This window comes from Methylotuvimicrobium sp., assembly GCF_050611805.1.
Classification (GTDB): Bacteria; Pseudomonadota; Gammaproteobacteria; order Methylococcales; family Methylomonadaceae; genus Methylotuvimicrobium.
Genome location: NZ_JBNGHF010000020.1, coordinates 21,897 through 47,220, shown reverse-complemented (window position 1 = coordinate 47,220; position 25,324 = coordinate 21,897). Strand labels below are relative to the sequence as shown.

General features: G+C 49.9%; 19 protein-coding genes. 16 read left to right on the top strand and 3 right to left on the bottom strand.

Features of this window, described 5'->3' with window-relative positions:
• Window positions 1–4: 4 nt before the first annotated feature.
• The 3 genes from ACRJJO_RS11620 (at window position 5) to ACRJJO_RS11610 (ending at window position 3,430) form a co-directional block, all read left to right on the top strand.
• Window positions 5–1,267, top strand: coding sequence for a YeaH/YhbH family protein (locus ACRJJO_RS11620; RefSeq protein WP_431065900.1), 1,263 nt, complete (start codon window positions 5–7; stop codon window positions 1,265–1,267).
• The gene (locus tag ACRJJO_RS11615; protein ID WP_431065899.1) at window positions 1,264–2,760 is read left to right on the top strand and encodes a SpoVR family protein; all 1,497 of its coding nucleotides are present in this window, start codon (window positions 1,264–1,266) and stop codon (window positions 2,758–2,760) included. Before ACRJJO_RS11620 ends, ACRJJO_RS11615 begins: the two co-directional genes overlap by 4 nt.
• 277 nt (window positions 2,761–3,037) lie before the next feature.
• Entirely contained in the window at window positions 3,038–3,430 is a 393-nt protein-coding gene (locus tag ACRJJO_RS11610; RefSeq protein ID WP_431065898.1) for a hypothetical protein, read from the top strand.
• A gap of 137 nt (window positions 3,431–3,567) precedes the next feature.
• On the opposite strand, the gene ACRJJO_RS11605 is transcribed toward ACRJJO_RS11610, so the two are convergent.
• The 3 genes from ACRJJO_RS11605 to ACRJJO_RS11595 form a co-directional block, all read right to left on the bottom strand.
• Entirely contained in the window at window positions 3,568–3,933 is a 366-nt protein-coding gene (locus ACRJJO_RS11605; protein ID WP_431065897.1) for a P-loop NTPase fold protein, read from the bottom strand.
• 357 nt (window positions 3,934–4,290) lie between these two features.
• Window positions 4,291–4,638 carry a transcriptional regulator gene (locus ACRJJO_RS11600; protein ID WP_125219363.1) on the bottom strand — a complete coding sequence of 116 codons (348 nt, stop codon included), beginning with the start codon at window positions 4,636–4,638 and terminating at the stop codon, window positions 4,291–4,293.
• A gap of 131 nt (window positions 4,639–4,769) precedes the next feature.
• On the bottom strand, window positions 4,770–5,000 hold the full coding sequence (locus ACRJJO_RS11595; protein WP_431065896.1) for a toxin-antitoxin system TumE family protein: 231 nt from the start codon (window positions 4,998–5,000) through the stop codon (window positions 4,770–4,772).
• Between the two features lie 494 nt (window positions 5,001–5,494).
• Between ACRJJO_RS11595 and ACRJJO_RS11590 the strand changes: the two genes are divergently transcribed.
• Genes ACRJJO_RS11590 through ACRJJO_RS11530 form a run of 13 tightly spaced genes read left to right on the top strand, consistent with a single transcriptional unit; the run spans window position 5,495 to window position 25,300 of the window.
• Window positions 5,495–6,136 (top strand): DUF4255 domain-containing protein, encoded by a 642-nt coding sequence (locus ACRJJO_RS11590; protein ID WP_431065895.1) that lies wholly within the window; start codon window positions 5,495–5,497, stop codon window positions 6,134–6,136.
• Window positions 6,129–7,136 (top strand): hypothetical protein, encoded by a 1,008-nt coding sequence (locus ACRJJO_RS11585; protein ID WP_431065894.1) that lies wholly within the window; start codon window positions 6,129–6,131, stop codon window positions 7,134–7,136. Before ACRJJO_RS11590 ends, ACRJJO_RS11585 begins: the two co-directional genes overlap by 8 nt.
• Before the next feature lie 25 nt (window positions 7,137–7,161).
• On the top strand, window positions 7,162–9,114 hold the full coding sequence (locus ACRJJO_RS11580) for a phage tail sheath family protein (RefSeq protein WP_431065893.1): 1,953 nt from the start codon (window positions 7,162–7,164) through the stop codon (window positions 9,112–9,114).
• A gap of 41 nt (window positions 9,115–9,155) precedes the next feature.
• The gene (locus ACRJJO_RS11575; RefSeq protein ID WP_014148652.1) at window positions 9,156–9,593 is read left to right on the top strand and encodes a phage tail protein; all 438 of its coding nucleotides are present in this window, start codon (window positions 9,156–9,158) and stop codon (window positions 9,591–9,593) included.
• A gap of 5 nt (window positions 9,594–9,598) precedes the next feature.
• Window positions 9,599–10,039 carry a phage tail protein gene (locus tag ACRJJO_RS11570; protein ID WP_431065892.1) on the top strand — a complete coding sequence of 147 codons (441 nt, stop codon included), beginning with the start codon at window positions 9,599–9,601 and terminating at the stop codon, window positions 10,037–10,039.
• A 7-nt stretch (window positions 10,040–10,046) separates the two neighbouring features.
• On the top strand, window positions 10,047–10,235 hold the full coding sequence (locus ACRJJO_RS11565; RefSeq protein WP_125219687.1) for a DUF5908 family protein: 189 nt from the start codon (window positions 10,047–10,049) through the stop codon (window positions 10,233–10,235).
• Window positions 10,235–10,942: a CIS tube protein gene (locus ACRJJO_RS11560; protein ID WP_431065891.1), complete on the top strand. Its 708-nt coding sequence runs from the start codon at window positions 10,235–10,237 to the stop codon at window positions 10,940–10,942. Before ACRJJO_RS11565 ends, ACRJJO_RS11560 begins: the two co-directional genes overlap by 1 nt.
• Entirely contained in the window at window positions 10,939–12,705 is a 1,767-nt protein-coding gene (gene vgrG, locus ACRJJO_RS11555) for a type VI secretion system tip protein VgrG (RefSeq protein ID WP_431065890.1), read from the top strand. Before ACRJJO_RS11560 ends, vgrG begins: the two co-directional genes overlap by 4 nt.
• Before the next feature lie 12 nt (window positions 12,706–12,717).
• Window positions 12,718–12,987: a PAAR domain-containing protein gene (locus ACRJJO_RS11550; RefSeq protein ID WP_431065889.1), complete on the top strand. Its 270-nt coding sequence runs from the start codon at window positions 12,718–12,720 to the stop codon at window positions 12,985–12,987.
• 1 nt (window position 12,988) lies between these two features.
• The gene (locus ACRJJO_RS11545) at window positions 12,989–13,426 is read left to right on the top strand and encodes a GPW/gp25 family protein (RefSeq protein ID WP_431065888.1); all 438 of its coding nucleotides are present in this window, start codon (window positions 12,989–12,991) and stop codon (window positions 13,424–13,426) included.
• Between the two features lie 3 nt (window positions 13,427–13,429).
• Complete coding sequence (locus tag ACRJJO_RS11540; protein ID WP_431065887.1) at window positions 13,430–17,830, top strand: baseplate J/gp47 family protein; 4,401 nt, start codon at window positions 13,430–13,432, stop codon at window positions 17,828–17,830.
• A complete protein-coding gene (locus ACRJJO_RS11535; protein ID WP_431065886.1) occupies window positions 17,827–21,498 on the top strand; it encodes a hypothetical protein in 3,672 nt (1,223 codons plus the stop codon). Before ACRJJO_RS11540 ends, ACRJJO_RS11535 begins: the two co-directional genes overlap by 4 nt.
• 16 nt (window positions 21,499–21,514) lie before the next feature.
• Window positions 21,515–25,300 carry a hypothetical protein gene (locus tag ACRJJO_RS11530; RefSeq protein ID WP_431065885.1) on the top strand — a complete coding sequence of 1,262 codons (3,786 nt, stop codon included), beginning with the start codon at window positions 21,515–21,517 and terminating at the stop codon, window positions 25,298–25,300.
• Window positions 25,301–25,324: the final 24 nt, after the last annotated feature.

Below are 25,324 nucleotides of genomic sequence, written 5' to 3'. Positions count from 1 at the left end.
ATGTGTGACTCAAATTGTAGATAGACGTCTGAACGGAAAGAATAAGAGTGCCGTCAATCGGCAGAAATTTATTCGCCGTTTTCGCAGCCAAATTAAAAAGGCCGTGACCGACGCGGTAAACGAACGGAGCGTGAAGGATTTGGATAAAGGCGAAAAGGTTTCCATTCCGGCAAAAGACATTTCGGAGCCGTTTTTCCATCATAGTAATGACGGTTATCGGGAAGCCATCCATCCGGGGAACAAGGAGTTTCGACAAGGCGATAAAATAAAGCGGCCCGAAAGCGGCGGCGGAGGGCGAGGTAAACAGGCTTCCGACTCCGGCGAAGGCATGGACGAGTTCGTCTTCGAGTTGACGCGCGAGGAATTTTTGCACTTCTTTTTTGAAGATCTCGAATTGCCCAACCTGGTCAAAACCCGTCTAGCGACTCTCGAGGAGACTCAAAAAGTACGCGCGGGCCATACCAGTGACGGTATACCCACCAATATCAATGTCATTCGTTCGCTTCGGGGCGCGATGGGGCGGCGCATCGCATTGCGCGCGCCTTATCGGGACAGGATTGCCGAGGCCGAAGCGCAACTGGAAGACTTGCTTAAACGCCACAGCGAAACCGATCCGGTGGTTATCGAATTGCGTGAAGAAATTAAACGCCTCAAGGAAAAAATCGAGCGCATCCCGTTTATCGACACCTTCGATTTACGTTACGACAACCGCATTGACAAGCCCAAACCGACGACCCAAGCAGTGATGTTTTGCATCATGGATGTTTCGGGCTCGATGGGGCCTGAAGAAAAAGACATGGCGAAACGTTTTTTCATGCTGCTGTACCTTTTCCTGACGCGCACCTATGAAAAAACCCAAGTCGTATTCATCTCCCATCACACCGAAGCCAGTGAAGTCGATGAAGAAACCTTTTTTTATTCGAGAGAAACCGGCGGTACGGTCGTTTCGAGCGCTCTCAACTTGATGAAAAAGATCATCGAGGACCGCTTTCCGATTTCGGAATGGAATATTTATGCCGCGCAGGCCTCCGACGGCGACAATTGGGATAATGATTCAATAGACTGCAAAAAAATATTGTCGGAACAAATCATGCCCTATATGCAGTATTACGCCTATATCGAAATCACCGAGGACAGGCATCAAAACCTCTGGTACGAATATTCGACTCTGAAAGACACTTGGAGCAATTTTGCGATGCAACGAATTGCTACAGTGGCCGATATCTATCCGGTATTTCGTAAACTTTTCGAGAAATCAAACGCATGACTAGAAAGCCCTTATCGAAAACATCGGAATGGACCTTCGAACTGATTAAAAAATACCATACGGAAATCGCGCGTATCGCAGGCGACTTCGGATTGGATACCTATCCGGTGCAACTGGAAATCATCACTGCCGAACAAATGATGGACGCCTATGCTTCGGTCGGCATGCCCATCGGCTATAGTCACTGGTCGTTCGGCAAGGAATTCGTCAAGAATGAAAAACGTTATAAAAAAGGTCAAATGGGCCTGGCTTATGAAATCGTGATTAATTCCAATCCTTGCATCGCCTATTTAATGGAAGAAAATAGCATGACGATGCAGGCCCTGGTAATCGCGCATGCCGCTTACGGCCACAATTCGTTTTTCAAAAATAATTATTTATTCACGACCTGGACCAGCGCGGACTCGATTATCGATTATCTGCTCTTTGCTAAAAACTATATTGCCGAGTGCGAAGAGCGCTACGGCGAGGAACAGGTCGAAGCCATTCTTGACTCTTGCCATGCCTTGAGAAATTTCGGCGTGGACCGGTATAAACGCCCCTCCCGATTGTCTCTACAACAAGAGCAAGCCCGGCAACGGGATCGAGAAGCCTATCTGCAATCCCAAGTCAACGAGTTATGGCGCACCATTCCGACCAAGGAGCCGGCCTATGACGCCACTGACGAAAAGGTCCGCTTTCCCGAAGAGCCTCAAGAGAATATTCTTTATTTTATCGAAAAAAATGCGCCTTTCCTGGAGCCTTGGCAACGCGAAATCATTCGCATAGTACGCAAGATAGCCCAATATTTTTATCCGCAACGGCAGACTCAAGTGATGAACGAAGGCTGGGCGACTTTCTGGCATTACACGATCTTGCATCAGATGTATCAGGAAGGCCTGGTAACCGATGGATTCATGATCGAGTTTCTCCAATCGCATACCAATGTCGTTTACCAACCGGCCTTCGACAGCCCCTATTATTCGGGCATTAATCCCTATGCGTTGGGTTTCGCGATGATGAGCGACATCCGCAGGATTTGCGAAACGCCGACGCTCGAAGACGAACGCTGGTTTCCGGAAATAGTCGGCAGCGATTGGAACAAGACCTTACATTTCGCGATGCAGAATTTCAAGGACGAAAGCTTTATCAGTCAGTTTTTATCCCCTAAAGTCATTCGCGACCTTAAACTGTTTTCCATCTTGGATGATTCCAATGAGCGGGAGATCGCCGTGACCTCAATTCATGACGAAGACGGTTATCAGCATATCCGGCAAGCCTTGTCGGAACAGTACAATTTGGGCAGTAATGAACCGAATATTCAGGTTTATCATGTCGACCGAAAAGGCAACCGTTCGCTGACGCTACGCCATACTCAATACCATCGAAGGTTCTTAGCCCAAAATGCCGACGAAGTCTTAATGCATGTCGCCAGACTCTGGGGCTTCGATGTGCGGCTTGAAACAGTGGATGAAGACGGTACGCTACAAACGATAATGGAATGCAAACTATAGCCTCCATCGGCACTGCGTTACGTTCACCGGCAAATAACGAGTGCATCGAACAGAGTATTTTCCAATCCCTGAGCGAAGGGTGTTTGTGAAAATAGCTTAAGCGGCGCTTTGTTGGGCTTTGTTGATTAATTGAAAGATCTTTGCCCTGACCTTATTTAGGTGTTGGGCAGCATCATTATCTCTGAATTGGGAGGAAAATGCGTCCAATTTTTCTAAAGTGGTTCACGGCTTGAGACAGCCATTCGCCTCGGGCAATCACTCAGTCGCGTTCCTTCGTGTGATTACGACTCTCAAATCGCATCATTACGATGCGCTGATTGATGCGAGAAGAGGAAGGCTGGCACCTGATTTTCAAGCGAAATTTGGTTGGTTAGTAGGAAATTTATATTCAAGGGCGGCAACTCCAGATTGGGCAGATGCAGCTGGCGGTAGCGAAATTCTCTCATCTCTTGAGAAACTTTATCTTGAGGAACAAATAACAGGATGTGGACCGAATTGGTTAGAAGATGCTTTGATTATTGCTGGCAAAAAGAACGATGTAGTTTTTAACGATCGCGATATTACAGAATTAACGCAAGAACTTGAACAACACCGTCCCGCCTCTCCATTTGAGGTAATAGTTTCTGAAGCAGTGAAAGATGCAAAACAAGCTTTAACACCGCATCCGTAAGTATTCAGCCCCCCTCTTTGAAAAAGAGGGGCTAGGGGAGATTTTTTAAATAAATCCCCCTCAATCCCCCTTTTTCAAAGGGGGGAGGCCAACAATTACGCCTGAATTGCGGTAATTTGCCAACGGGGTCTGAATACTTACAAATGACTAAGTACTAGTTTTTTACCCGGCTTACTTTTGTCTATTCGGTCAATTGACTTTGAAATTTCTTGAAAGAATGATGCTGTGATTTTCTCTTGAGCAGCCCATTCCCATGGTGAAAATTCGACAACATCTGGCCTATTTTCAGTTAGACCTTCCAGTTTTGATACGGCCATATTTTTAATCGATGATTTTCCTGCTCCCCAATTACCATGCAGAGCAACGACCAGGCTATTCTTACGATGCCAGCTCGCAATTGCATCCGCTATATCTTCTGAGAAATTAGATCTACCCAGTAAGTCCTCTTCAATTTTTTGGCTTTGCCTATCTGAAGCAAATCCATGTAAGTCTTTTGAATCCATGCAATATCTCTACGGGAATCTAGTAATTAGATGGTTTCCGTATATCTACAGGAAATGATCTAATTGCTGTCATTGAATCACTTTAGGTGATAGACCGCTACGGGCCGGCTGGCGACCGTCCGCTCTACATAAATTGATCGCCATAAACCGGTCATTGAATTCCGATTCCTGAAAGCGGCCGCTCGTCGCTGAATCCAACCGACCCAAACCAGTCGGCCGACTCTCATTTCGAATGACTGATTTGTCAACTGGATCCGACATCCACTGGAAGAGGAAATCGTGTGTGCATACTTCTTGATTGAAAATTACACTGAGAATTTCATCTCGCCAGATCTCATAACAATAATCGGTATTATCTTAAACAAAAATCTGAAACTCAGTAGCCACAGCAATTGGCCGGACTTGATTTTTTTCGCGTCGCATTTCCACTAACCCATAATTCGACATGGTTTTCAGGGTACGAGACAGATTGCTTGGTTTTCTTCCGGTAATTACCGCCAAAGATGAAATTGACTCCGGATGGGTTTCCTGAATGATTTTCAACAGCGCCCGATTGTCATCGCTCAAAACTTCAGCCAAAGAACGCATTGAGGTGAACCAAATTTTGGGCTCTGAAGGTTTTGGCTTGTATTCACCTTTGGCAATAGCCAGAACCCGTTCCCGCATTTTTTCCTGTGACAGAATGCCAATCATAACTTTACTCATAGTTTTCTAAGTTCCTCCAATAACCGATCAACCTCTGCGAAGAAGTCCATTAAAAGTTGATACGCATTTTGAAATTCATAAGGCACGCCTTGGTCGCTAATATGCCGGTGTTTGTGGTCATAGGGTAAACGTTATCCAGCGAATTTGAATTTTTTCGGCGGCTTCACAGCATGAGCATTGTCATAGCCAAGTATCCGCTTGCCATAGGGTTCATGTAAGGTCAGCGAGTACCTTATACCATGCGGAATTTCCTTGGTTGACGTCACTCGTCTAGCCTCAATTTTGATCCAATAGCCATTTCCCTGATCAAGAATCTGTTGATCAAGTTCCAAAAGCGTATCAATTTCTGACTCTTTGTGCATAGTTAATAATATCATCCGATGATAAGGTGCGCCTAAACATATGCTAGAGCTGCATTCTTAGCAAATAATCAAAATCGAAGTTTTCAAGTAAGAACGGAGCCATGCAAGCGAGTATTCGGCCTGCATGACGCTTCATGGAGCGGGTTGTTCAAACCGCTCCAAACGTTTGGATCTGCGTAGGCTTTGTTCGAAATGCTCGGGGCTGAGTTACTAAGTCCTATTTCGAATACAACTGTCACAGTCTGTAACTCCTTAATGTTACAGATTTCAAGTCTCTGTTAATAAAGCATATTCTATTTGATTGATAAGCCTTCCTTCGCTCTCTGTAACAGGCTGTTGTTACAGAGAGCAAAACGTGACTAATTCAATCTAATATTTTCTTATATTTATCAACAATTTGTGTTTTTAATCGATTCGTCGAGTATGGCATCGTTTTTGCGTTTTATTCATGAAAAAGCTGTTCCATGAATAAATTCGGTAATAGGAAGCGCCGCATGATCGCACATGCTCTGACGATAGTACTGAACGAACTCAATCGGCATTTAACCGACCATTATGGGTCCGATGTCATGAATATCGGGCGTTTGGGGAACTTAGCCGACGGCTTCGGTAACGGTGCGGGCGCGAATCCGCGTGATGTGCTTTATTTATCGCTGGTCAACATCAAGGAAGAAAAAACCTTGAAGAACGTGCCGCACTTCACGCGTAACGACGTTACACTTCGCACCGTGTATGAAAACCCGCCGACCTTTCTCAATTTTCAAATTCTGATCGTCGCCTCTCACACTAATTACACCAATGCCTTGTTGATGCTGTCGCGGGCGATACGCTTTTTTCAGGCGCAAAATGTTTTCACGCAGGACACGGTCGATCCGGCGTCGATTTCGAATAATGCGCCCGCCAATCCGCTCGATCAACTCGAATCGTTCAAACTGATTTTCGATCTGTATTCTCCGACGATGGAGGAAGTCAATCACCTATGGGGAACCTTGGGCGGTAAACAATACCCGTTCGCGATTTATGTGCTGCGCATGTTGGATTTGAAATTCCGTGCGGTTAAAAGCGAAAGCGGCGTCATTACTGAAATTGTTCACGATTTCCGGCACAAAACCGGGTTGGCGGTCGCCAATGAGTGAACAAATTCGAATTAAATATCGGCGCCTCTTTGAAGTGAAGGTGTTGCATCACTATTGGTTGGACGAAGGCGAAACCCTATTCGATTCGATCGATGACCCTCTGAAAAAGCAACAACGCTTATCCTCTTATGACGTCCGCGCCTTCCTTGAGATTCGACCGACCCTAAAGACGGAGAAACAATTGAAAGCCTATCGGGCTATTGTGATCAATAGCGCTTTGGGCCTGATCGCGGCAGTTCCGGAAGAGGCGGTTATCGCAAGCGATGCGCTTTTCGAGTTCGCGGTTATCGTGCGCAACCCGGTGTTCATAAATTACACTGCGTTGACGCTGAGACGGCAGCGCATCATGGATCTTTACGATGCCGACCTAGGCAAGCGTTATTTGTACAAGGAAAACGTGCCGGTCTTATCGAATCTGACCGGTGCCTCCCGAGGTGCTGGCGACGATGAAGTCCTGTTTTTATCCAAGGAATTTCCAGCTGTCGCCAATGACGATCTCGTGGAAGCGATGGGTTTATCGGGCAATTCGTTGACACAGCTTATCGCAGACCAGTCGGGCGATCGACTTCATACGATTACCGATCAAGCCGGGCTTTGGCCGGTTTATGTACATCAAGGCGATGTTCCGGTGCTGGAAGTGCCGGAGATGGAAGGTGCAATTTTTCGCGGTATTGCCTTGGATTCAAGTCTTCCGAAAGATGTATTTGCACTGATTCTTTTGCATGCCGAAAGACCGGATGATGGTCGATTCAGTTTGATCGATAGCCAGGGCAGGGTAAGACAAGCCGCGCCTTCGTTTCATGTGCGACTGAAAAATCGCTCGACATTTTGGCAATATTTAAACCAGGACAACGGTTCTTTGGAATTTGAAACCGCCGAGCCGTTGCCCTCAACTTATTTCGGCAATGCCGGAAATCGCCGCAAACCCTCCGAAAACTCAGTCAAGCCGGTTTTAAGCGGCGATAGAGTGATTAAACTCGTTTCGGAGATTTATGAGTAATCTTTAATAGGAATCGGTAATTATCATGGCTACAGCGTATAAAACTCCAGGCGTTTATATCGAGGAAATTCCGAAATTCCCTCCGTCCATTGCACCGGTCGAAACCGCGATTCCCGCATTTATCGGTTACACCGAGAAGGCGGATAAAATCAAGCCGGGCGATTTGCTCAATGTTCCGACAAAAATCGGTTCGATTGCCGAATATGAGGCCTATTTCGGATTTGGTGCGGAACCGACGATTGCCAAAGTCAGTTTGGATGATAACAAGAACTTTGAATCGGCCGACATGAATAATCGTTTTTTCATGTATGAGAGTTTACGCTTGTTTTATACGAACGGCGGCGGAGATTGTTTTATTGTCTCGACAGGAATTTACGAGACCGCAAGCAAGATAGTCGGCGATTTTACCGGGACGGGAAAAGGCATCGATACGCTCAACAAAGTAGACGAACCTACGATCTTAGTTTTTCCCGACAATTCCTTGTTGACCACCGGCAACGACTTTTACGGAGTCTACGACGCGGCACTGCAACAATGCGGTAAGTTGATGGATCGCGTCGGGCTGTTTCATCTAAAGGAAGACGACCCGAAAGGCACGGAATTCCGCTCCGGTGTAGGCATCAAAGATCTAAAATACGGCGCGGCTTATACGCCTTGGTTAACCGTCAATTTCCCTAAAAATGTTAAGTTTCGTCATTTCAAAAATGTCATCTTTAAAGGTTCCACACATTTCGATTTAGCGGATCTGACCGACGATGCAGCGATTAAGGTATTAATCGATGATTTCGAACAAGTCATCGATGATGTCAATAAGGTCGTTTCGGCAAATGCAACGCTGGCCAATCCTGCGCAAACCTTAAGAGAACAATTTACCTCGCTAGAAGGAGGCTATTTAGAGAACAAGACACCCGCTAATTATATGCAGCTGATTAACTTTTTGTTTTCGGTTGCGCGTAGTGTCGATGTGTTGGTGGGTGCCGGCAGTAATGCACTGGAAAATGCCGACTTACAAACCGGTTTGCAAAACTTGATTGCCTCGACGCTGAAAGGCTTCTATTCAGAATTGATCGCTTACGATAAAGAACTCGACGGTGAAATTGGTACATACAATCCACAATTCCAAACAGGAACCCCGCCTTCCGCCGCTGAGTGGGATGATATCTTCGGTGCCGGCGCGCCGGGCGCATCATCGGTAATACCGGGTAGCGCTACGACCAACGCGGCAAAAATGGACAGCGTATTACCGTTGGCGAGAGCGCTATTCGACTCGATCAATAATGCGTGGCTTAGCGGCGTAGTCGGCACCGCTCATATATTGGAGAATCAAAAGCACGACGGCTTGCTCAATGCCTATCCCCTCTATAAAACGATATTGACCGGTATCCAAAACACTAACACCAGCGTTCCTCCTTCCGGCGCGATTGCCGGAATTTATGCCTATGTCGATCGAACCCGAGGTGTATGGAAGGCACCGGCTAACGTCAGCGTATCCGGCATTATCGGCCCGAAAGACTCGTTTACGGCATCCGAGCTCGATGCGCTCAATATCGATGTCAATAGCGGTAAGTCGATCAATGCCATCCGATTTTTTACCGGTAAAGGTACGTTGGTTTTCGGAGCTAGAACCTTGACCGGCAACGACAACGAATGGCGCTATGTCAGCGTCCGGCGTTTTTTCAACATGGTCGAGGAAAGCACCAAAAAGGCGACCGAACAATTCGTTTTCGAACCGAACGATGCGAATACTTGGGTCAAGGTCCAGGCGATGATAGAAAACTTCTTGACCGTGCTATGGCGGCAAGGCGCGTTGCAAGGCATCAAGCCGGAGCATGCATTTTATGTCGCGGTGGGTTTGGGTAAAACGATGACACCGCTCGATATTTTGGAAGGCCGGATGATTATCGAAATCGGCATGGCGGCGGTTAGGCCGGCCGAATTCATCATTCTCAGATTCTCGCACAAAATGCCCGAATCCTGATTTAGCGGCCGACATACTTTAGCAAACAAGAGGGAATCATCATGGCGCAAGTCTATCCATTACCGCGTTTTCACTTTCAAGTGGATTGGGGCGGTGCAAAATTGAGTTTTACCGAAGTCACGGGTCTTGTGATGGAGCGTGAAAAAGTCGAATACCGGCACAGCGACAGCAAGGATTTCAGCAAGATCAGCATGCCCGGTTTGATCAAACTCAGCAATATCACGATGAAACGCGGCAAATTCGAAGGCGACTTCGATTATAACGATTGGCTCGACGAAATCGCCAACGAACGCGTCGAAGGCCGCCGCGATGTCGTGATTCGCTTATTGAACGAAAAACACGAACCGGTCGCGGCTTGGTCGGCGACGCGATGTTTTCCGGTCAAGGTCACCGCGCCCGATTTGAAGTCCGACGCCAATGAAGTCGCGATCGAAACCATCGAGGTCGCGCACGAAGGACTTAAACTAATGAAAGTATAACGCCGATGGCCGATTACTATCCGCCGCTCGGCTTTTATTACAAAGTAGAGTTCGGCATCAGCCAAGTGAGCAATGACGTCCGGTTTCAGTCGGTCTCGGGTCTCACCGTGGAATACGATTATGAAAGCTTCAAGGAAGGCGGCGAAAACCGATTCGAACATAAGTTACCGGTCCGAACCAAGTATGCCGACATGGTGTTGAAACGCGGCATGTTGACCGATTCCGGCGTGATCGATTGGTTACTCAATGCCTTTCGCGACCGAGTGTTCGAACCCGCATCGGTGAATGTGATCTTGATGAATGAAAAAGGCGAACCGCTACGGACTTGGAAAGTCGCCCAGGCGATTCCGAAAAAATGGCAGATCGGCGATTTCAACGCCAACGAAAGCGCGGTCGTCATCGAAACGATCGAATTGACCTACCGTTATTTCACGGTGCAAACCTGAGTCCGCCATGCCGATTGAAATTAAAGAACTGCATATCAAAGTCACGGTCAACCCGCCCGAAGAAGGGAGCCCACGGCAAGAACCGGGTAATGCGGGAAGAGGGGGGACGGCGGGAAAACCGGTCGACCAAGATGCCTTGATTGCCGAATGCGTCGAACAAGTATTACAAATTCTACAGAATAAAACGGAGCGCTGATGGCCGAGAACGGGAAACTGGAAAAGATGTTGATACTGGCTTTCTCCGATTCGGAAAAGGCCGAAAGCGGTGGTTTGCTCGAAGCTGACGAAAGCGTCGAGGCCTTGATCAATCCGGAGAGCTATACGCTCGACTATAAGCTCAAGTTTTCCGAATCCGGGCAAGGGCAGGGGACCAGCGGTCAACAATTAAAATACGAATATACCGAACCGGAAGAAATTTCCTTCGAATTTTTATTCGACAATACCGGCATCATCGACGGTAAACCGCGCGACTCGATCGCCGACGACATCAAGGCGTTCAAGGAAGTGTTGACCGGCTATAAAGGCGATGCTCACGAACCGCGGCATTTCAAGCTGGTTTGGGGCGAGCATTCGATTTTTAAGGGGCGGGTCGTCGAAGTCGGCATTACCTACAAACTGTTCAGACCGGACGGCACGCCGATACGGGCATTGGTCAAGGTCAAGTTCAAAAGCAGTATCGAAGAAGAAAAACGCGCCGCGAAAGAAAACAAAAGCTCGCCCGACTTGAGCCACAGCCGCAGAGTCAAGGCCGGCGATACGTTGCCGCTGATGTGTTATAAAATCTACGGCGATCCGCGTTATTACTTGGAAATCGCAAAAATCAACCGCTTGGATCACTTCAGGTCGCTCGAACCCGGCCGTGAAATCGTGTTTCCTCCGGTCAACAAAACGGCTCGATCATGAGAAACGAATCCGCCATTCCAACGCCGGCCACCCCCGATGTCTGCACGGTGACTTTATTAATCGACGGCACCGAAATTCCGGGACAATTTCAGGTGCTATCGGTCAGCGTCAATAAAGAATTGAACCGGATTCCGTCAGCCACGATTCAACTGAAAGACGGCGAAGCGTCGCAAGCCGACTTTCCCGCCAGTAATACCGGATTGTTCATTCCGGGTCAAAAGATCGAAATTCAGTTCGGTTACCGCTCGCAAAACGCCACGGTATTTAAAGGCATGATCGTCAAGCACAGTATCAAGCTCAGAAAAAACGAAAGCCTCTTGATTCTGGACTGCCGGCATGAAGCGGTCAAAATGACGTCCGGCATACACAGCCGCTACTTTACCGAACAAAAAGACAGCGACATTATCGAAACATTATTCGGCGATTACGGCTTGACCGGCACGAGCGATGCGACGGAACCGGATTTACAAGAGGTCATGCAATTCGAATCGACCGACTGGGATTTTATGCTATGCCGGGCCGAAGCGAACGGTTTCGTCGTCAATGTCGGCGACGATGCGATTACCGTCGGCAAGCCCGCAACCGGCGAAGAATCGGTCGTGAAGGTCGCTTACGGTTCGACCCTGTTGGAACTGGACGCCGAAATCGATGCACGTTTGCAAAGTCCCGGAATCAGTGCCACGGCTTGGCATGCGGCCGATCAGGCATTGATCGAAGCCGAAGCTTCCGAACCGGAATCCGCCAGTGCCGGCAATATCGATGCCGAGACATTGGCGGCGATATTAGGCACTGAAATGCATGAAATACGCCATGGCGGCGGCTTGAGTCAGCCGGAATTGAAAACCTGGGCCGATGCGCGTTTGTTGAAGGAGCGTCTAGCCAGAATCCGAGGCCGGGCGAAATTTCAAGGCATTGCCGAGGTCATACCGGGGACTGTGATCGAAGTCAGCGGCATCGGCGAGCGCTTTGCCGGACTGTTTTATGTGTCGGGCGTGCGGCATTGCGTTTCCGGCGGCAACTGGGAAACCGATGCGCAACTGGGCCTAAACCCCGATCTATTCGCCGAAACCTACAACTTGCGCCCGTTGCCGGCGTCGGGATTATTGCCGTCGGTCTGCGGATTGCAAATGGGCGTCGTGACGGTATTGGAAAACGATCCTAAAGGCGAAGACAGAATAAAGGTTCGACTGCCGTTGGTCGACACGGCCGATGAAGGCATTTGGGCAAGGCTTGCAACGCTGGATGCCGGCGAAGGGCGAGGAACGTTTTTTCGGCCCGAGATCGGTGATGAAGTCGTGGTCGGATTTCTCGGCGACGATCCGCGTTATCCGGTCGTGTTGGGCATGTGTCACAGCAGTGCGAAACCGGCGCCGGAGCCCGCGAAGGACGACAATCATCTGAAAGGCTATGTCAGCCGCGAAAAGATAACCCTGACCTTCGACGATGAAAACAAAGTCGTCGTGCTCGAAACGCCGGGCGGCAACCGTCTGACTTTATCCGAAGACGAGCAGGCTGTCGTGATCGAGGATCAGAACGGCAATAAAGTCACCATGAATGCCGACGGCATCAAGCTCGAAAGCGTCAAAGACTTGATATTACAAGCTGCCGGTGACGTCAAGATCGAAGGCATCAATACCGAACTGAGCGCGCAAGCCGAATTCAAGGCCTCGGGTTCCGGTTCGGCCGAAATTTCCGGCGCCAGCACCACGGTCAAGGGCAGCGCCAGCACCACGATACAAGGCGGCGTCGTGCAGATCAATTGAGGAGATGAAGCGATGTTACCGGCAGCCAGAATCACCGACATGATCGTCAGCACTGCGACGCAAGGCGCCCCGGTGCCGATCATTCCGCCGGGCGAACCGACCGTTTTGATCGGCGGTTTGCCTGCGGCACGCTTGGGAGATTCGTGCGGAGTCGATGCGATTATCAAAGGCTCGGCGACGGTCATGATCGGCGGCATGCCGGCAGCGCGTGTCGGCGATTCGAGCGCTTCGGGCGGCGCGATTATACCGCCCGGTATGCCGACAGTATTGATAGGAGGATGACATGAGTTTTCTCGGACGCGGCTGGTCTTTTCCGCCGACATTCAACCGGGCAAGCGGCGGCGTTACGATGCTCGAAGCCGAAGCGGACATCGCTTCGAGCCTCGAGATTCTGCTGAGTACCGCGCAAGGCGAACGCTCGATGCTGCCTAGATACGGCTGCAATTTGCAGGAGTTGGTGTTCGAAAATTTGGATACGCGCATGAAAACCTTGATGGCGGACAAGGTGGAATCGGCGATTTTATATCATGAGCCGCGTGTCGAACTGGAAAGCGTTCGGCTCGACGATAGCCTGGAGCTCGAGGGCGTGGTATTGATCGAAGTGATCTACCGCGTTAAGGCTACGAACTCGCGTTTCAATTTCGTTTATCCCTATTACAAATTGGAGGGTACCGATATTAACTTAACCGCAGCCGTCAACCTCTTGCCCGATAGCGATTGAATCATGGCCGACTCGAGCGATTGCAAACACAACACCGATGCCTCAAGACTGATACATGAAGGCAGCAGCAGAGACTTGCGTGTGCCGAAGGCTTTGGATCCGAACTATGTGCCGGTCAATGAACGAGGGCCGGAGTACGGCCTGGTGTTTGCAAAAGCCTATTCGGCGTATCTCAATTATTATGATTCGAACGACAGCGTCACCGGCGATTGGCGGAGTTTTTTCGATAAGGATGTCTCGGTGTTGTTGGCTGTCGCCGCGTTACAAGACGTCGACGCGTACCGCTCGGAAGTCAAAGCCAGTTTCGATTTTTTGAACAATAGCAATAACCGATCGCAAGGAGACGCACTCAAACAACGCTTAGGTTTCTTGTTCAGTATCGCGGCGACCATGGCCAAGCAACTAGACCGCTTGAAAGAAAACTTGCCGGTCGATACGGCGCTGAAAACTCTTTTGCAAAGCCGCATACAATCGCAGTCGGCGCAGGGCTTCAAACGGCTTATCGCGTATTACAAGGCTTACGAGAGCGATTTCGGATTGACCGACGAGCTGGACGTTGCTGCGGAATTGACGATATTCGGTCAAGAAGCCCAAGCCTTCGGTGATATCTATCGAAGCCCCTTTTCGAAAGATTGGATCATCGGCAACTTTCCGGATTGGCCGCATTACATCGACAGCATCGTCAAGGATAGCCGAGTTTTCAGCGTCTCTCTGCTTGACCCTTCCGATCCAAACTATTGGTTTTCAATCCTGAATCCGATCGCGAGCCACAACCTTTTTACATCGATATTCGATGAGTTTTTGAAAATCTATGCGCGCATCGTCGTCGAAGCCAAACAAGAACTGGAAAATTCGTTCATTCAAAACGGCAATCATGAACCGCATTATGCGCTGCTGATCGCGTTTTTACGTTTGTTCGAAGGGACTCGGGCCGAGATCAACACATTGACAGGCCGGCACCTGGATTTTTATTACCGGGACATTTTACGGCTCAAGGAAAAACCTGCCGAACCGCCTCGGGTCCATTTATTGGCCGAATTGGCTAAACATGCCGACAGTCACCGGTTTGATAACGGCGTGTCGTTCAAGGCCGGAAAGGACGATTCAGGCATCGAAGCCTTTTTTACGAACGACCGCGACTTCATCGCCAATAAAGCGAAGGTTGCAGAGCTGAAAACCGTATACCGTCATGGCGGCGAAGCGGTTGCCGGATTGGGTGTCAACGCGGCTAAACAGTCGGGCCGTTACTATGCCTCGCCGGTTGCCGATTCCGAAGACGGACTGGGGGCGAAACTGACTAACGAAGAACAATCTTGGCATCCGTTTTTCAATAAACGCTATAGCAATACGCAACTGGATAGCATTGCGATGCCCGAGGCCGAACTGGGTTTTGCGATCGCCTCGCACTATTTATGGTTGGCCGAGGGTGAGCGGACCGTGACGGTCGAATTTTATCTGAGTGATATTGCTTTCAATACGTTACCCGACGATTTGAAAGCGGATCTGGTTTGTTCTTTGTCTACCGAAGAAGGTTGGCTCGAAAAGTCGGCAATGAAATTTGAAAATGTGCAAGGCAGGCTTCAATTGAAAATCAAACTTTCCGGGGCCGATCCTGCAATAACGGCGTATAGCCCTAAAGTTCATGGCTTTGATTTTTCAACCAACTTGCCGATTTTATTAGTCAAAATTCGGCATCAAAGCGACCGCCTTTATCCGGTGTCGTTACTCGCAAACGCAGTGCTCGACAAAATCAGATTGAACGTTGCCGTCAAAGGGCTTAGAACCTTAAAGGTTTCCAATGATTTCGGTTCGGTGGTCACCTCTAAGCCTTTCCAGCCATTCGGCCCATCTCCTGTGGCCAATAGTTCATTGATCCTGGGTTCCAAAGAAGCCTTTCAAAAAAAACTGCTTTCAGCGAAAGTCAATTGGCAATGGCAAAATCCTCCCGAGCCATTCGGTACCCAAGTCAATATCAACGTCGATTATTTACAGTCGGGAACTTGGAAACAAGGGACCGGCGAAACCAAAGCGATTACAAGCGATTCCTATTCGCTTGATAACGAAATCAATCAAACCGTAGTAGATGCCGCCGACTTCAATGAGCCTGTGTTTTATAACTCCGCTGCGCGTCATGGCTTTGTGCGGTTTTCGACAAGCGAAGGTTTCGGGCAAGACAAGTATGAAAAAGCCTTGATCGATTACATCAGAAAGCTGATGGATAACGATAAGGAATTGGCAAAGGGTGTTCAGGCTTCAGTCGATTTTATCGGCCAAATCAATACTAGGGTGCAAGAATTCAATGATTTGCACAATTCGGTCATTGAAAATCTCAGTCAATTACCCACTCAGATGGCTGAAGTTAGTAATGATTTGATTGAAAAGTTTCCTGAAGTGATCGAAAACACGGAGAAAGTTTTTAAAAAAATCAATCATGTTTATGGCGAAGCGGAAACGGAAATCCAAACTGTTATCAATAATTTACTGCAACAATTTCCTGACGTAGGAATAGACCTGGATGTCGTCAATGACTGGAGTAATCTTCCAGGTTTACTTACTCCTGACGATGCTAGTGAGGGGGTTCCTAATCTCATTAGTAGATTGAATGAAACAGTAACCAGGCTTTCCATTTTGAAAGATACGGTCGTTGATATCGCGAATGAAATAGAAAAAAAAACGGGGGTCGCCAATCTAACTCAAACGATTAATACTTTCTTGAGTCTCGTAGCTAATACCCATGACGATATTAATCGGATAGCGAGCGAAATGATCAAGCTCGATAATGCCGGTAAGTGGGTAACTGAAAAGACATCGGTTGTTATGTCGGCCGGCAGTCAACTTATTGAGGATTTCGGTGCCCAGACTATTCAATTCAATAATAACGTTGCAGGCCTTGTTGCCGGTGTCTCGACGATGGTTGAGGGAATAGGCGAAGCCTTAGGCGACGAACCTATCAAGCCCAAGCCGCCGACAGGTCCATGGATGACCGAATTGACTCTTGATTACACCACGGATGAGCAAATGATTGCGCTCGATAGCGCCGATTCAGGCATTTGGCGGAATAGGCAAGCCTTTTTCTATCATTTGGCGCCCTTCGGTCACTGTGAACAGCATCCGTTTCTGAATTCGACGTGTAAGGTTTATTTGATACCGGGTTTTCGTTTCCAACAAAACCATGACGAAATAATGAGCGAAGCCGAGTTTTACATCGGACTAACCTGGCTCGAACCGCCGCAAAACCTGTCGCTACTGTTCCAAGTCGCGGACGGCACGGCCGACCCGTTGACGGTCAAACCCGACCCGCATATCCACTGGAGTTATCTACGGAGTAACGAATGGATCGCTTTCAAGACAGACGAAGTCGAGGACGGCACGGGCGGTCTATTGAACTCCGGCATCATCAGGTTTGCACTGCCGAACGACGCCGATAACAACAACTCGATTTTACCGCCCGGCATGCATTGGCTAAGGGCGGCGGTGGCATCGCATAGCGAAGCGGTTTGCCGTTTGCAAGCCGTTTCCGCGCAAGCCTTACAGGCGACCTTTAGCGACCGAGGCAACGATCCCGGCTTCTCGGCGAAACCGCTAAAAGCCGGCACGATAAGCAAGTTGGACCGGCCGGATGCGGCCGTTAAAAAAATCGAACAGCCTTTTTCCTCGTTCGGCGGACGCGGCGCCGAGACGCCAGCAGCTTTTTATACGCGCGTCAGCGAGCGTCTGCGTCATAAGGACAGGGCGGTCGCGCTTTGGGATTACGAACACCTGGTATTGGAAGCCTTTCCGCAAATTTATCGCGTCAAATGCCTGAATCATACTCAGTACGAGCCCGGCGAAAACGGCGATTTCGTCTACCGGGAACTCGCGCCGGGCCATGTTACGCTGATTGCGATTCCCAATCTCCAATTCCAAACGTATCGCGATCCACTCAAACCCTATACGAGTCTCGGTTTGCTCGATGATATCAAGGATTTTTTAAGCGCGCGCGTGTCCTGTTTCGTCAACTTGCATGTCCGCAATCCGCGCTTCGAGACCGTGCGTTGCTCGTGTAAAGTCCGTTTTCATGAAGGCTTCGACGAGACGTTTTATAGCAATACACTGCGCCAAGCGATTACCCGGTTTTTGTCGCCCTGGGCTTTTGCAAACGATGCGAAGCCCTCTTTTGGCGGAAAAGTTCATCAATCGGTATTGATTCGTTTCGTCGAGGAGCAGACTTACGTCGATTATTTGACCGACTTCGTGCTGTATCACGATAGCGGCGGGGCGGCCGGAGCAGTCGCGGTCAATGAGGCGCAAGGCTCGACTGCGGTATCGGTTTTGGTTTCGGCGCCGGCCGAAAAACACCAAATCGATGTCATCAAACCCGCCGCGATGAATGAACTCGGCGAAACCTGTCCCTGCGAGCCATGAAAGAGCAAGCCGCCTTTTTACCCCGATTGGATTCGCAAAAACCGAGCGAAGATTTTTTCGCGTTGCGCCGCGAAGGCATCGGCTATCTCGAGCAGGGCGGTAGCCAATATTGGACCGATTACAACACTCACGATCCGGGCATCACGATCCTGGAAGCCTTGTGTTATGCATTGACCGATATCGCTTACCGAAGCGGTTGGGATATCAAGGACCTGTTGACCCGAGAATTCTCGACCGCCGCCGACCCGTTCCCGGCTCAAGCGTTTTATACCGCACGCGAGATACTAACGAGCGGTCCCGTCACACCGGACGATTTCAGTCGCGTGCTAATCGATTTGGAGCCGGTGCGCAATGCGTGGGTATTTTGTAAACAATGCGCCTGCGAAACCGATTATTACGCACTATGCGACGAAGATCGTTTGGTTTTGTCCTACCGCAAGCCCGAGCAAGGCGAGTTAGACCCGAAAAAAGTGGCGGTATTGGGTTTATACGAAGTCTTGCTGGAATTGGAATCCGACTCGGAGTTGGGCGACTTGAATACCCGCAAAATCCAGAAAACGCGCCTTTTTTATGACGCCGAAGGCAGAGTTCAGACTCGGGTCGTCGAAGTGCGTTTCCCCGATTTATCCCTGTCCGCAGCCGACGAATGGCAGGCTTTTTTAGATAATTTCCACGATTATGAGATCAGCGTCCGAATCGGCGCGGCCAAAGGCTACGATGTCTTGACCGATGCGACGTTGGATCAGGCCGGCAAGGAGCGTTATTTAAAAAGACATTGGCGGGAATTGTTCCATGTGGATTTTCTGCTGACATCGGAAGCATTAACGCTGGCAATCGATAATGCCACGCTACGCATGTTCGGCAATGCCGATGCACAGGCGGAAACGAAGCTGGCCGAACTTGTAGAGTTGCTGGAAGACGCTTCGGATTCGGGAATCGTCGGGCTTTATCGGCGCAAAGCGCTCAAGATTGCTCAAGCCGTCGAACAGGCCAAAAGGTCATTGCATCAGAGGCGCAATCTCGATGAGGATTATTGCCGTATCGAAGGCATAGCGTTGGCCGAAATTGCGCTATGCGCCGATGTTGAAGTGGCCTCCGACGCCGATATCGATCGCGTGCAAGCGCGCATCTGGCAGGAAATCGAGCATTACCTAAATCCGCCGATTGCGTTTTACAGTTTGCAAGAATTGCGCGATGAAGGCTTGTCGGTCGAAGCTATTTTCAACGGACCGGCACTCGACAACGGTTTCATCAAATCCGAAGATCTGCAGCGAGCAACGTTGAAATCGGAAATCAGAACGTCCGATATCGTTAAACGTTTGATGGCGATCGACGGCGTTCTGGCGGTCAACAACCTGCTGTTGACCCTTTATGATCCGCAAGGCCGAATCGTCAAAGGCAAGGCCGACCCGATTTGGCAAAACGACGGCACGCCTGTGTTCGATCCGGATCGAATCAGCGCGGCCTGGTTGCTGATGCTCGACGATCGCAAACAGCCGCGATTTTACCGCGAAGCATCGCGGTTCTTATTTTTTAAGAACGGCCTGCCATTTCAAGCGCGCTACGACGAAGCCATTGCGACCTTGCATCAATTACGCGGCGAGGCCGAGCACCCGAAGATCAAAAATACGCCGAAAGACCTGCCGTTGCCGAAGGGAATATACCGAAATCCCAGCCATTATTTTCCGATACAAAATGAATTTCCGCAGAGTTATGGCATCGGCCCCGAAGGCCTGCCCAGCCATGCGTCCAAATTACGGCGGGCTCAAGCCAAACAATTGAAAGCCTATTTGCTGGTATTCGAACAATTCTTAGCCAATCAACTAGCACAGCTAGCGCAAAGTGCCGATTGTTTTTCGTTGGACCCCGGCATACATCAAACCTATTTTATCAAGGAGTTAACGCAAGACATCATCGACGGTTACGACGATCTGGTCGCCGGTTTGGGTAAGGAAAAACTCGAAAAGCTGATCGAGTCCGAACCGGAATTCTTGCAGCGGCGTAACCGTTTTCTCGATCATTTATTGGCCCGCTTCGGCGAACAGTTATCCGACTACACCTTATTGCTCACCGACCTTGCCGGCCGCCAAAAAGCGCAAGCCTCCTTGATCGACACCAAACTCGCCCTGCTCAAGGGACTACCGGAAATTAGTCGGTACCGTTACCGGTCGTTTGATTACACCGGCGAAGCCTGCGCGCCCGAGCAATATCCGGTTCTGAAAAAACGCGTGAATCTTCTGCTGGGCATTGCCGATCTGAATTTGGCATTGTCGCCATTGGAAACCATCGCCGGCAAGACCGAAATCGCCTTGGAGTTGATGGACTGGAACAATCGAACTTGGTTGACCGGCACGCTTGAGCTTGATGCATACGAGGCGTCCAACACCGCCGCTTACCGTACGGTCGTCAAGCAAATGAGCGACCCTAAAATTTATCGGATAGATGAGCAGACTCATCGATTAACGCTTGAGGAGGATACGATCGTATTGCGCGCCGCTTATCCGGATGATTTGGCGACAGAGGCCGAAGCGGAAACGATCAAGGCCGTTTTACTGAATTGGAGCGCTCACCAACGAACGATCCTAGTCGAACATGTCCTGCTCAGACCCAAGTTTCCCGGCGACGTGCTTTATCCTGTTTGCTCCGAAGGCGAATGTAAAACCTGCGGCGATGAAGACCCTTATTCATTTCGATTGACTTGGGTCATTCCGGGTTGGACCTCGCCGTATAACGTCAACTTGGACTTGCGAGCGTTTGCCGAACGCACGATACGCCAAGAAACCCCGGCGCACTTATTGAGCAAAATCTGTTGGGTTGGCAACAAAGGGATCATCGACAATCCCTGCGAACCGGTCGTTGACGAGTTGGCGGCGCTATTGCTCGAACAAGAGCAGGCTACCGAAGAGGAGGCCTGCGATTGTGCAAAAACGATTTACAGCGAATTCAGTCGAGTCTTCAAGGACTGGTATCACAGCAAAACCTTGAAATATTTCGATCCGGACGTCTTGCGGGCGCAATTGGCAAGCGAATTCGAGTCTAATCTGAACCCCGGAGGGATCGAATGTACCTTGGCGATCGGCGCTGTTTCATGGAGCGCTATCGTGTCGAAATTGACCGGGCATTTTGCTGAAATCGCCCGTTACGGCCGGCAATTCGAACGTTTCGAAACGGCTTGGTGCCTCTGGCTCGAAGCGAACGCCTCGATCGATTGGACCGAACAGCGCCTGCAGGAAAGAGTCGAAGCCTTGTTGGCCGGGTCCTTGCTCAATGGAGACCAAACGTCGTTGTGCCGATGTGCCGCCGGCATTCTTGCCGATTACGGCACGGCGTTTTCCGATCGGCTGAACGACTATGTCGAAAACAGCCTGGAACCGCCGGAAGATTTGACGTCGTTCGAACCGGCACCGATCGTGCTATGTTCCGATGCTCACTTTAAAGCCGGTACCGAAACCGAATTGAAAGCCTTGCTCGATAAGCATTACCAACACTACATTGAAGTGTCTTACCGGCTGAGAATCGTAGTCAATTTGCTGGCCGATCTGAAATCTATCTATCCCGAAGCGACTCTACACGACTGCGACGACGGCAGCGATCATAATCCGGTACTGCTCGATAGAACGGCCCTCGGTTCGCTCAATGCCGTACCACGGCCCTTTGAAAACCCATGAATACGGTCAAAACGTCATGAAAGCTGAACACGATCAATTTCCAATTTTCGAAGCCAATCAGGTACTGAGTAATCGGCATCTGAATCAGGTATTTAATTACTTGGACGAGCAAAACCGACTGACGCGCTCGAACCTGATCGGTATCGGTATCGTATGCGGGTTCGAACTCGAATACGCGACGTCTCCGGAAGCGGTTATTCGGCTATCGAAGGGCATCGGTATCACTTCGGAAGGCTACTTGATCTGCGAAGCCGACGATATCGAGCTGAGCGACTATCGTTCATACACGCTGCCCAACGATATCGAGTATGCACCCTTCGAAGGCTATCCGCTTTGGGAACTGTTCCCGAACGGCGAGCCGAATACCCAAGCCTTGAATCAACCGTCCGGTTTTCTTAACGATAAGGCGCTGTTGTTGTTTTTGGAGTTGAAAAAGGCCCCGCTGCGCAATTGCAGTCCGAATAATTGCGACGATAAGGGATCGTCGGTGACGGTCACGCTTAGGCGTTTGTTGATCAAACGCACCGATTTAGCCGACATCATTGCTGCGCTCAACGGCCTCGATGCGGGTCTGAGTTCCGCCGATTTGGAGAATCAATTGGCCGAACGTTTCAATCTGCCGGATTTGCGTTTGCCGAACATCAGCGTGCCGAGTACGTCCTTGGCGACTTCGCAGCAGGTCTTGGCGGCATTTCACGCCGTTTTTTCGTCTTCCGGCTTGGCCGCTAAACTCGGCGAGGCCTTATCGGCAGCGTATCGAGCCTTTAAACCGCTCGTCGAAAACGATTATCCGAACGACCCGTTCGAAGGCTTCGACGCGAAATTCGGTTTTTTGAATAGCCAACCCGATTCGGCCGAACAAGTTTTATTTCTATCGTATTATTACGATTGTTTCGACGACTTGTTGTCCGCTTACGACGAATTTCGCTGGCAAGCGGCTGAGTTGATTTGTTTATGCGGCCCGCCGGCAGAGTTGTTTCCACGGCATTTAATGGTGGGTTTATTGTTTCCCGAAGCCGTCGCCGAGCCCGGCCATTACCGGCATCGTTTTTTGCCGTCTCCTGCGGTCGGCGCCTGTACAGAGCAAACCCGAACGCTACAACAGTTGTTCGCGCGTTTGGTCGAGATGGTCGAGCGCTTTTCGAATAAGCCGCCATTAACGAACGATGCAACGCAGCAGATCAAGATAACGCCTAGCCGTTTGGGCTCCGTCGCATTATCGGAGAAGGCGATTCCTTACTATTATTTGCAAACCGGCAATCCGCCGTTGTATCGCTTATGGAATCCGGTTTTGACCCGGCGCGGTCGGGCCGCACAAAATCTTAGCTACCGCGCTTTTGAATATGCTTCGCAAGCGTTCGTACTCGAGCCGCTGCGTTTCGATCTTGAGCCCTACAATTTTTTGCGCATCGAAGGACACTTAGGCAAACCCTATCAGGATGTACTGGAAAACCTGCTGCTGCAAAAAGAGCGTTACCGATTGCCGATACAAATCATGGCATTGCGTACCGGAGAGTTCGACGAATCCGGAAGCGTCGATCTTAAAGAGCATGCCTGTTATTTCGAGGATTTACTGACGCTCTACCGAGCCTACAAGCGGGAAATTTCTTGTGCATCTTCTAAGGCGCTTTCGGCCTTGTTGAACAAAGACATCGGCCGGCAAGCTCTCGCCGCCGAAAGCCGCATAGCGATGCTCGATCGGCAGCCCGGTACCTTGGGCGCCTTATTCGCCGAAAAATATCAGGGACGGGATGTATGCGATTTGGTCGATATTGGCGAACCCCCTTTGATGAATGCCGCGATTCGGTCGGTGGGTTATCTCTACAAATTCGATCAACTATTGGTTGACGATCTCATCGAAATCGACTGGTCGTCATTGCACAAAAACACGGCGGGTCTTAAACAATGGACGGTCGAAATCGAAAAACAGCGGAAAGGCGATGAAAGCGCGGGCGAACTCGATTGGAATACTCTTTCTCTTGTCTTGAAATCGATGCTCGATCAATGCAAGCTCGAAGCATTGGAATTGATAGAAGAAGAGTTGCTGCGGCGTATTCACGAAATTAAGAAAAAACGCTTTTTGAGCCATTTTTTACAACAACACCCGGGTATTCGCCATAAAGCCGGCGTACCCATCGGCGGCACGTTCGTATTGGTCTATCACGAGACGTCCAAAACCGACGCGAAACCTGCGGTATCGGCAGTGAATAATATGGCCGCCGTTACCTCAAACATTGAACGCACGCCGTCGTCCGTAGCGAATAGGAGAGCTTTAGATGCTGTCGAAAGGCTGAGAAGCAATCCCGCGTTGGCTGTCGATAACGATTTGCAATGGCTACTAGAAACCGTCACCGGAAGACCGTTTCGCCCTGAAATAGCTGTGCCGTCGCCCTGGAGTAAGCTGTTGGATGCGGTTGTCGGGCAATTATCGGACGGTTCGGTCATTGCCGATTTTTATTTGCCTTATTTGTGCTGTTCGGACTGCGCGCCGATTCAATTCGTCTTGCCGAAATCGCCGCCGACCTTCGATATCGAAATGGGCTGCACGAATCCTAACCATCAAGCGGAAGTTTTCGTGATACCGCTGAGCGGCAAAGCGCCTTATCGATTGCAGTTGAACGATCAAGCCTATGTGCCTTTGACCGATGAGCCGCTAATATTGAACGCGGGCGTACATCGCATTCGGATCATCGATGCCGACGATAGCGAATCGACGGTGCGCGATATCGTGATCGCCGAGCCTTTGCGTTTGCTCGAACCTGAATATCGATGCACCGATGCCGATGCCTATATCGCGACTGTGCAGATTACCGGCGGCACGCCTCCGTATTCGGTAAACGGCGAATTGTTAAGCGCCAATGTGTTCGTTTCCTCGCCGACAGCGAGTGGTCAAGTGCTTCCGGTCGAGGTCGTGGACCATAATCAATGCAGCGTCAGAACCGAATTGGTCTTCGTTTGCGAAGCGGAATGCGATTTACCGTGCGAAGGTTTGTCGCGGCGTTGCGCTTATCGTTTATGGCTGCAAGCGCCTGGCCCGGAAACGTCTTATGAGGTGGTTCGACTAAGCGGCAATCCGATCCGTTTCCGCTTCAATGGTCAGGATTTCGAGATAGGCTCGGAAAAAGTCTTTGCGGATTTCACGGCGGCTAATTTGAATCAATCCTTTGAGGATACGATAGGCGGAGCCATCAAATTACTGAACGCGTCGATCGAAGAGGTGTTGGTCCAAGCATTCGGCGAGGCGGGAAGAGAACGCGTGATCGTCGCTTACGAGCCGGACGAGATGGAACCGTTCGCGGTATTGCGGATCGAGCATTTTGTTTGCGAACGCTTCAGTTTGGAATGGAGCATGAGCTATGCGCAACCTGCACCCGTCTTCGATGTCAGCGTGCGCTATAGCAATGAGTCGTTGGCTGACGGTAATCCGTTCAACGGTGTGATTATAAGAGACCGCAGACGCAATACGGAAACCCGGATTCCGGCCTTCGATTGCAGTGAACGCAACCGCTGCGCCGACGGCGAATTCAGCAGACTTTGCGACGAACCTGACATCCGGCCTACGATTGCATTCGAGTCGGTCGGTACTAACCGAATGAGCTTTTCGGGAGGCATCGAAGGCAATGCATCGATTCCAATCGTCGCCTGGATATGGGATTTTCCATCCGCTCGAACGTCCGAATCGGTGTATGCCGGTGAAAAAGTCGAGGTTGAATTCGAGAAGCCAGGGCCTAGCGCAAGACTCACCGTAATCACGGCGAACGGCTGCCATTACGTTGCCGAACGAACTTTATTGCTCCAATGAGCGAGTTAATTCAATGAGCGACTT

Coding starts and splice junctions, on each gene's coding strand:
- ACRJJO_RS11575 (WP_014148652.1), top strand. CDS start 9,156: ATGGCGCAAGTCTATCCATTACCGCGTTTTCACTTTCAAGTGGATTGG.
- ACRJJO_RS11590 (WP_431065895.1), top strand. CDS start 5,495: ATGATCGCACATGCTCTGACGATAGTACTGAACGAACTCAATCGGCAT.
- ACRJJO_RS11540 (WP_431065887.1), top strand. CDS start 13,430: ATGGCCGACTCGAGCGATTGCAAACACAACACCGATGCCTCAAGACTG.
- ACRJJO_RS11600 (WP_125219363.1), bottom strand. CDS start 4,638: ATGAGTAAAGTTATGATTGGCATTCTGTCACAGGAAAAAATGCGGGAA.
- ACRJJO_RS11545 (WP_431065888.1), top strand. CDS start 12,989: ATGAGTTTTCTCGGACGCGGCTGGTCTTTTCCGCCGACATTCAACCGG.
- ACRJJO_RS11585 (WP_431065894.1), top strand. CDS start 6,129: ATGAGTGAACAAATTCGAATTAAATATCGGCGCCTCTTTGAAGTGAAG.
- ACRJJO_RS11550 (WP_431065889.1), top strand. CDS start 12,718: ATGTTACCGGCAGCCAGAATCACCGACATGATCGTCAGCACTGCGACG.
- ACRJJO_RS11535 (WP_431065886.1), top strand. CDS start 17,827: ATGAAAGAGCAAGCCGCCTTTTTACCCCGATTGGATTCGCAAAAACCG.
- ACRJJO_RS11580 (WP_431065893.1), top strand. CDS start 7,162: ATGGCTACAGCGTATAAAACTCCAGGCGTTTATATCGAGGAAATTCCG.
- ACRJJO_RS11570 (WP_431065892.1), top strand. CDS start 9,599: ATGGCCGATTACTATCCGCCGCTCGGCTTTTATTACAAAGTAGAGTTC.
- ACRJJO_RS11530 (WP_431065885.1), top strand. CDS start 21,515: ATGAAAGCTGAACACGATCAATTTCCAATTTTCGAAGCCAATCAGGTA.
- ACRJJO_RS11605 (WP_431065897.1), bottom strand. CDS start 3,933: ATGGATTCAAAAGACTTACATGGATTTGCTTCAGATAGGCAAAGCCAA.
- ACRJJO_RS11615 (WP_431065899.1), top strand. CDS start 1,264: ATGACTAGAAAGCCCTTATCGAAAACATCGGAATGGACCTTCGAACTG.
- ACRJJO_RS11560 (WP_431065891.1), top strand. CDS start 10,235: ATGGCCGAGAACGGGAAACTGGAAAAGATGTTGATACTGGCTTTCTCC.
- vgrG (WP_431065890.1), top strand. CDS start 10,939: ATGAGAAACGAATCCGCCATTCCAACGCCGGCCACCCCCGATGTCTGC.
- ACRJJO_RS11565 (WP_125219687.1), top strand. CDS start 10,047: ATGCCGATTGAAATTAAAGAACTGCATATCAAAGTCACGGTCAACCCG.
- ACRJJO_RS11595 (WP_431065896.1), bottom strand. CDS start 5,000: ATGCACAAAGAGTCAGAAATTGATACGCTTTTGGAACTTGATCAACAG.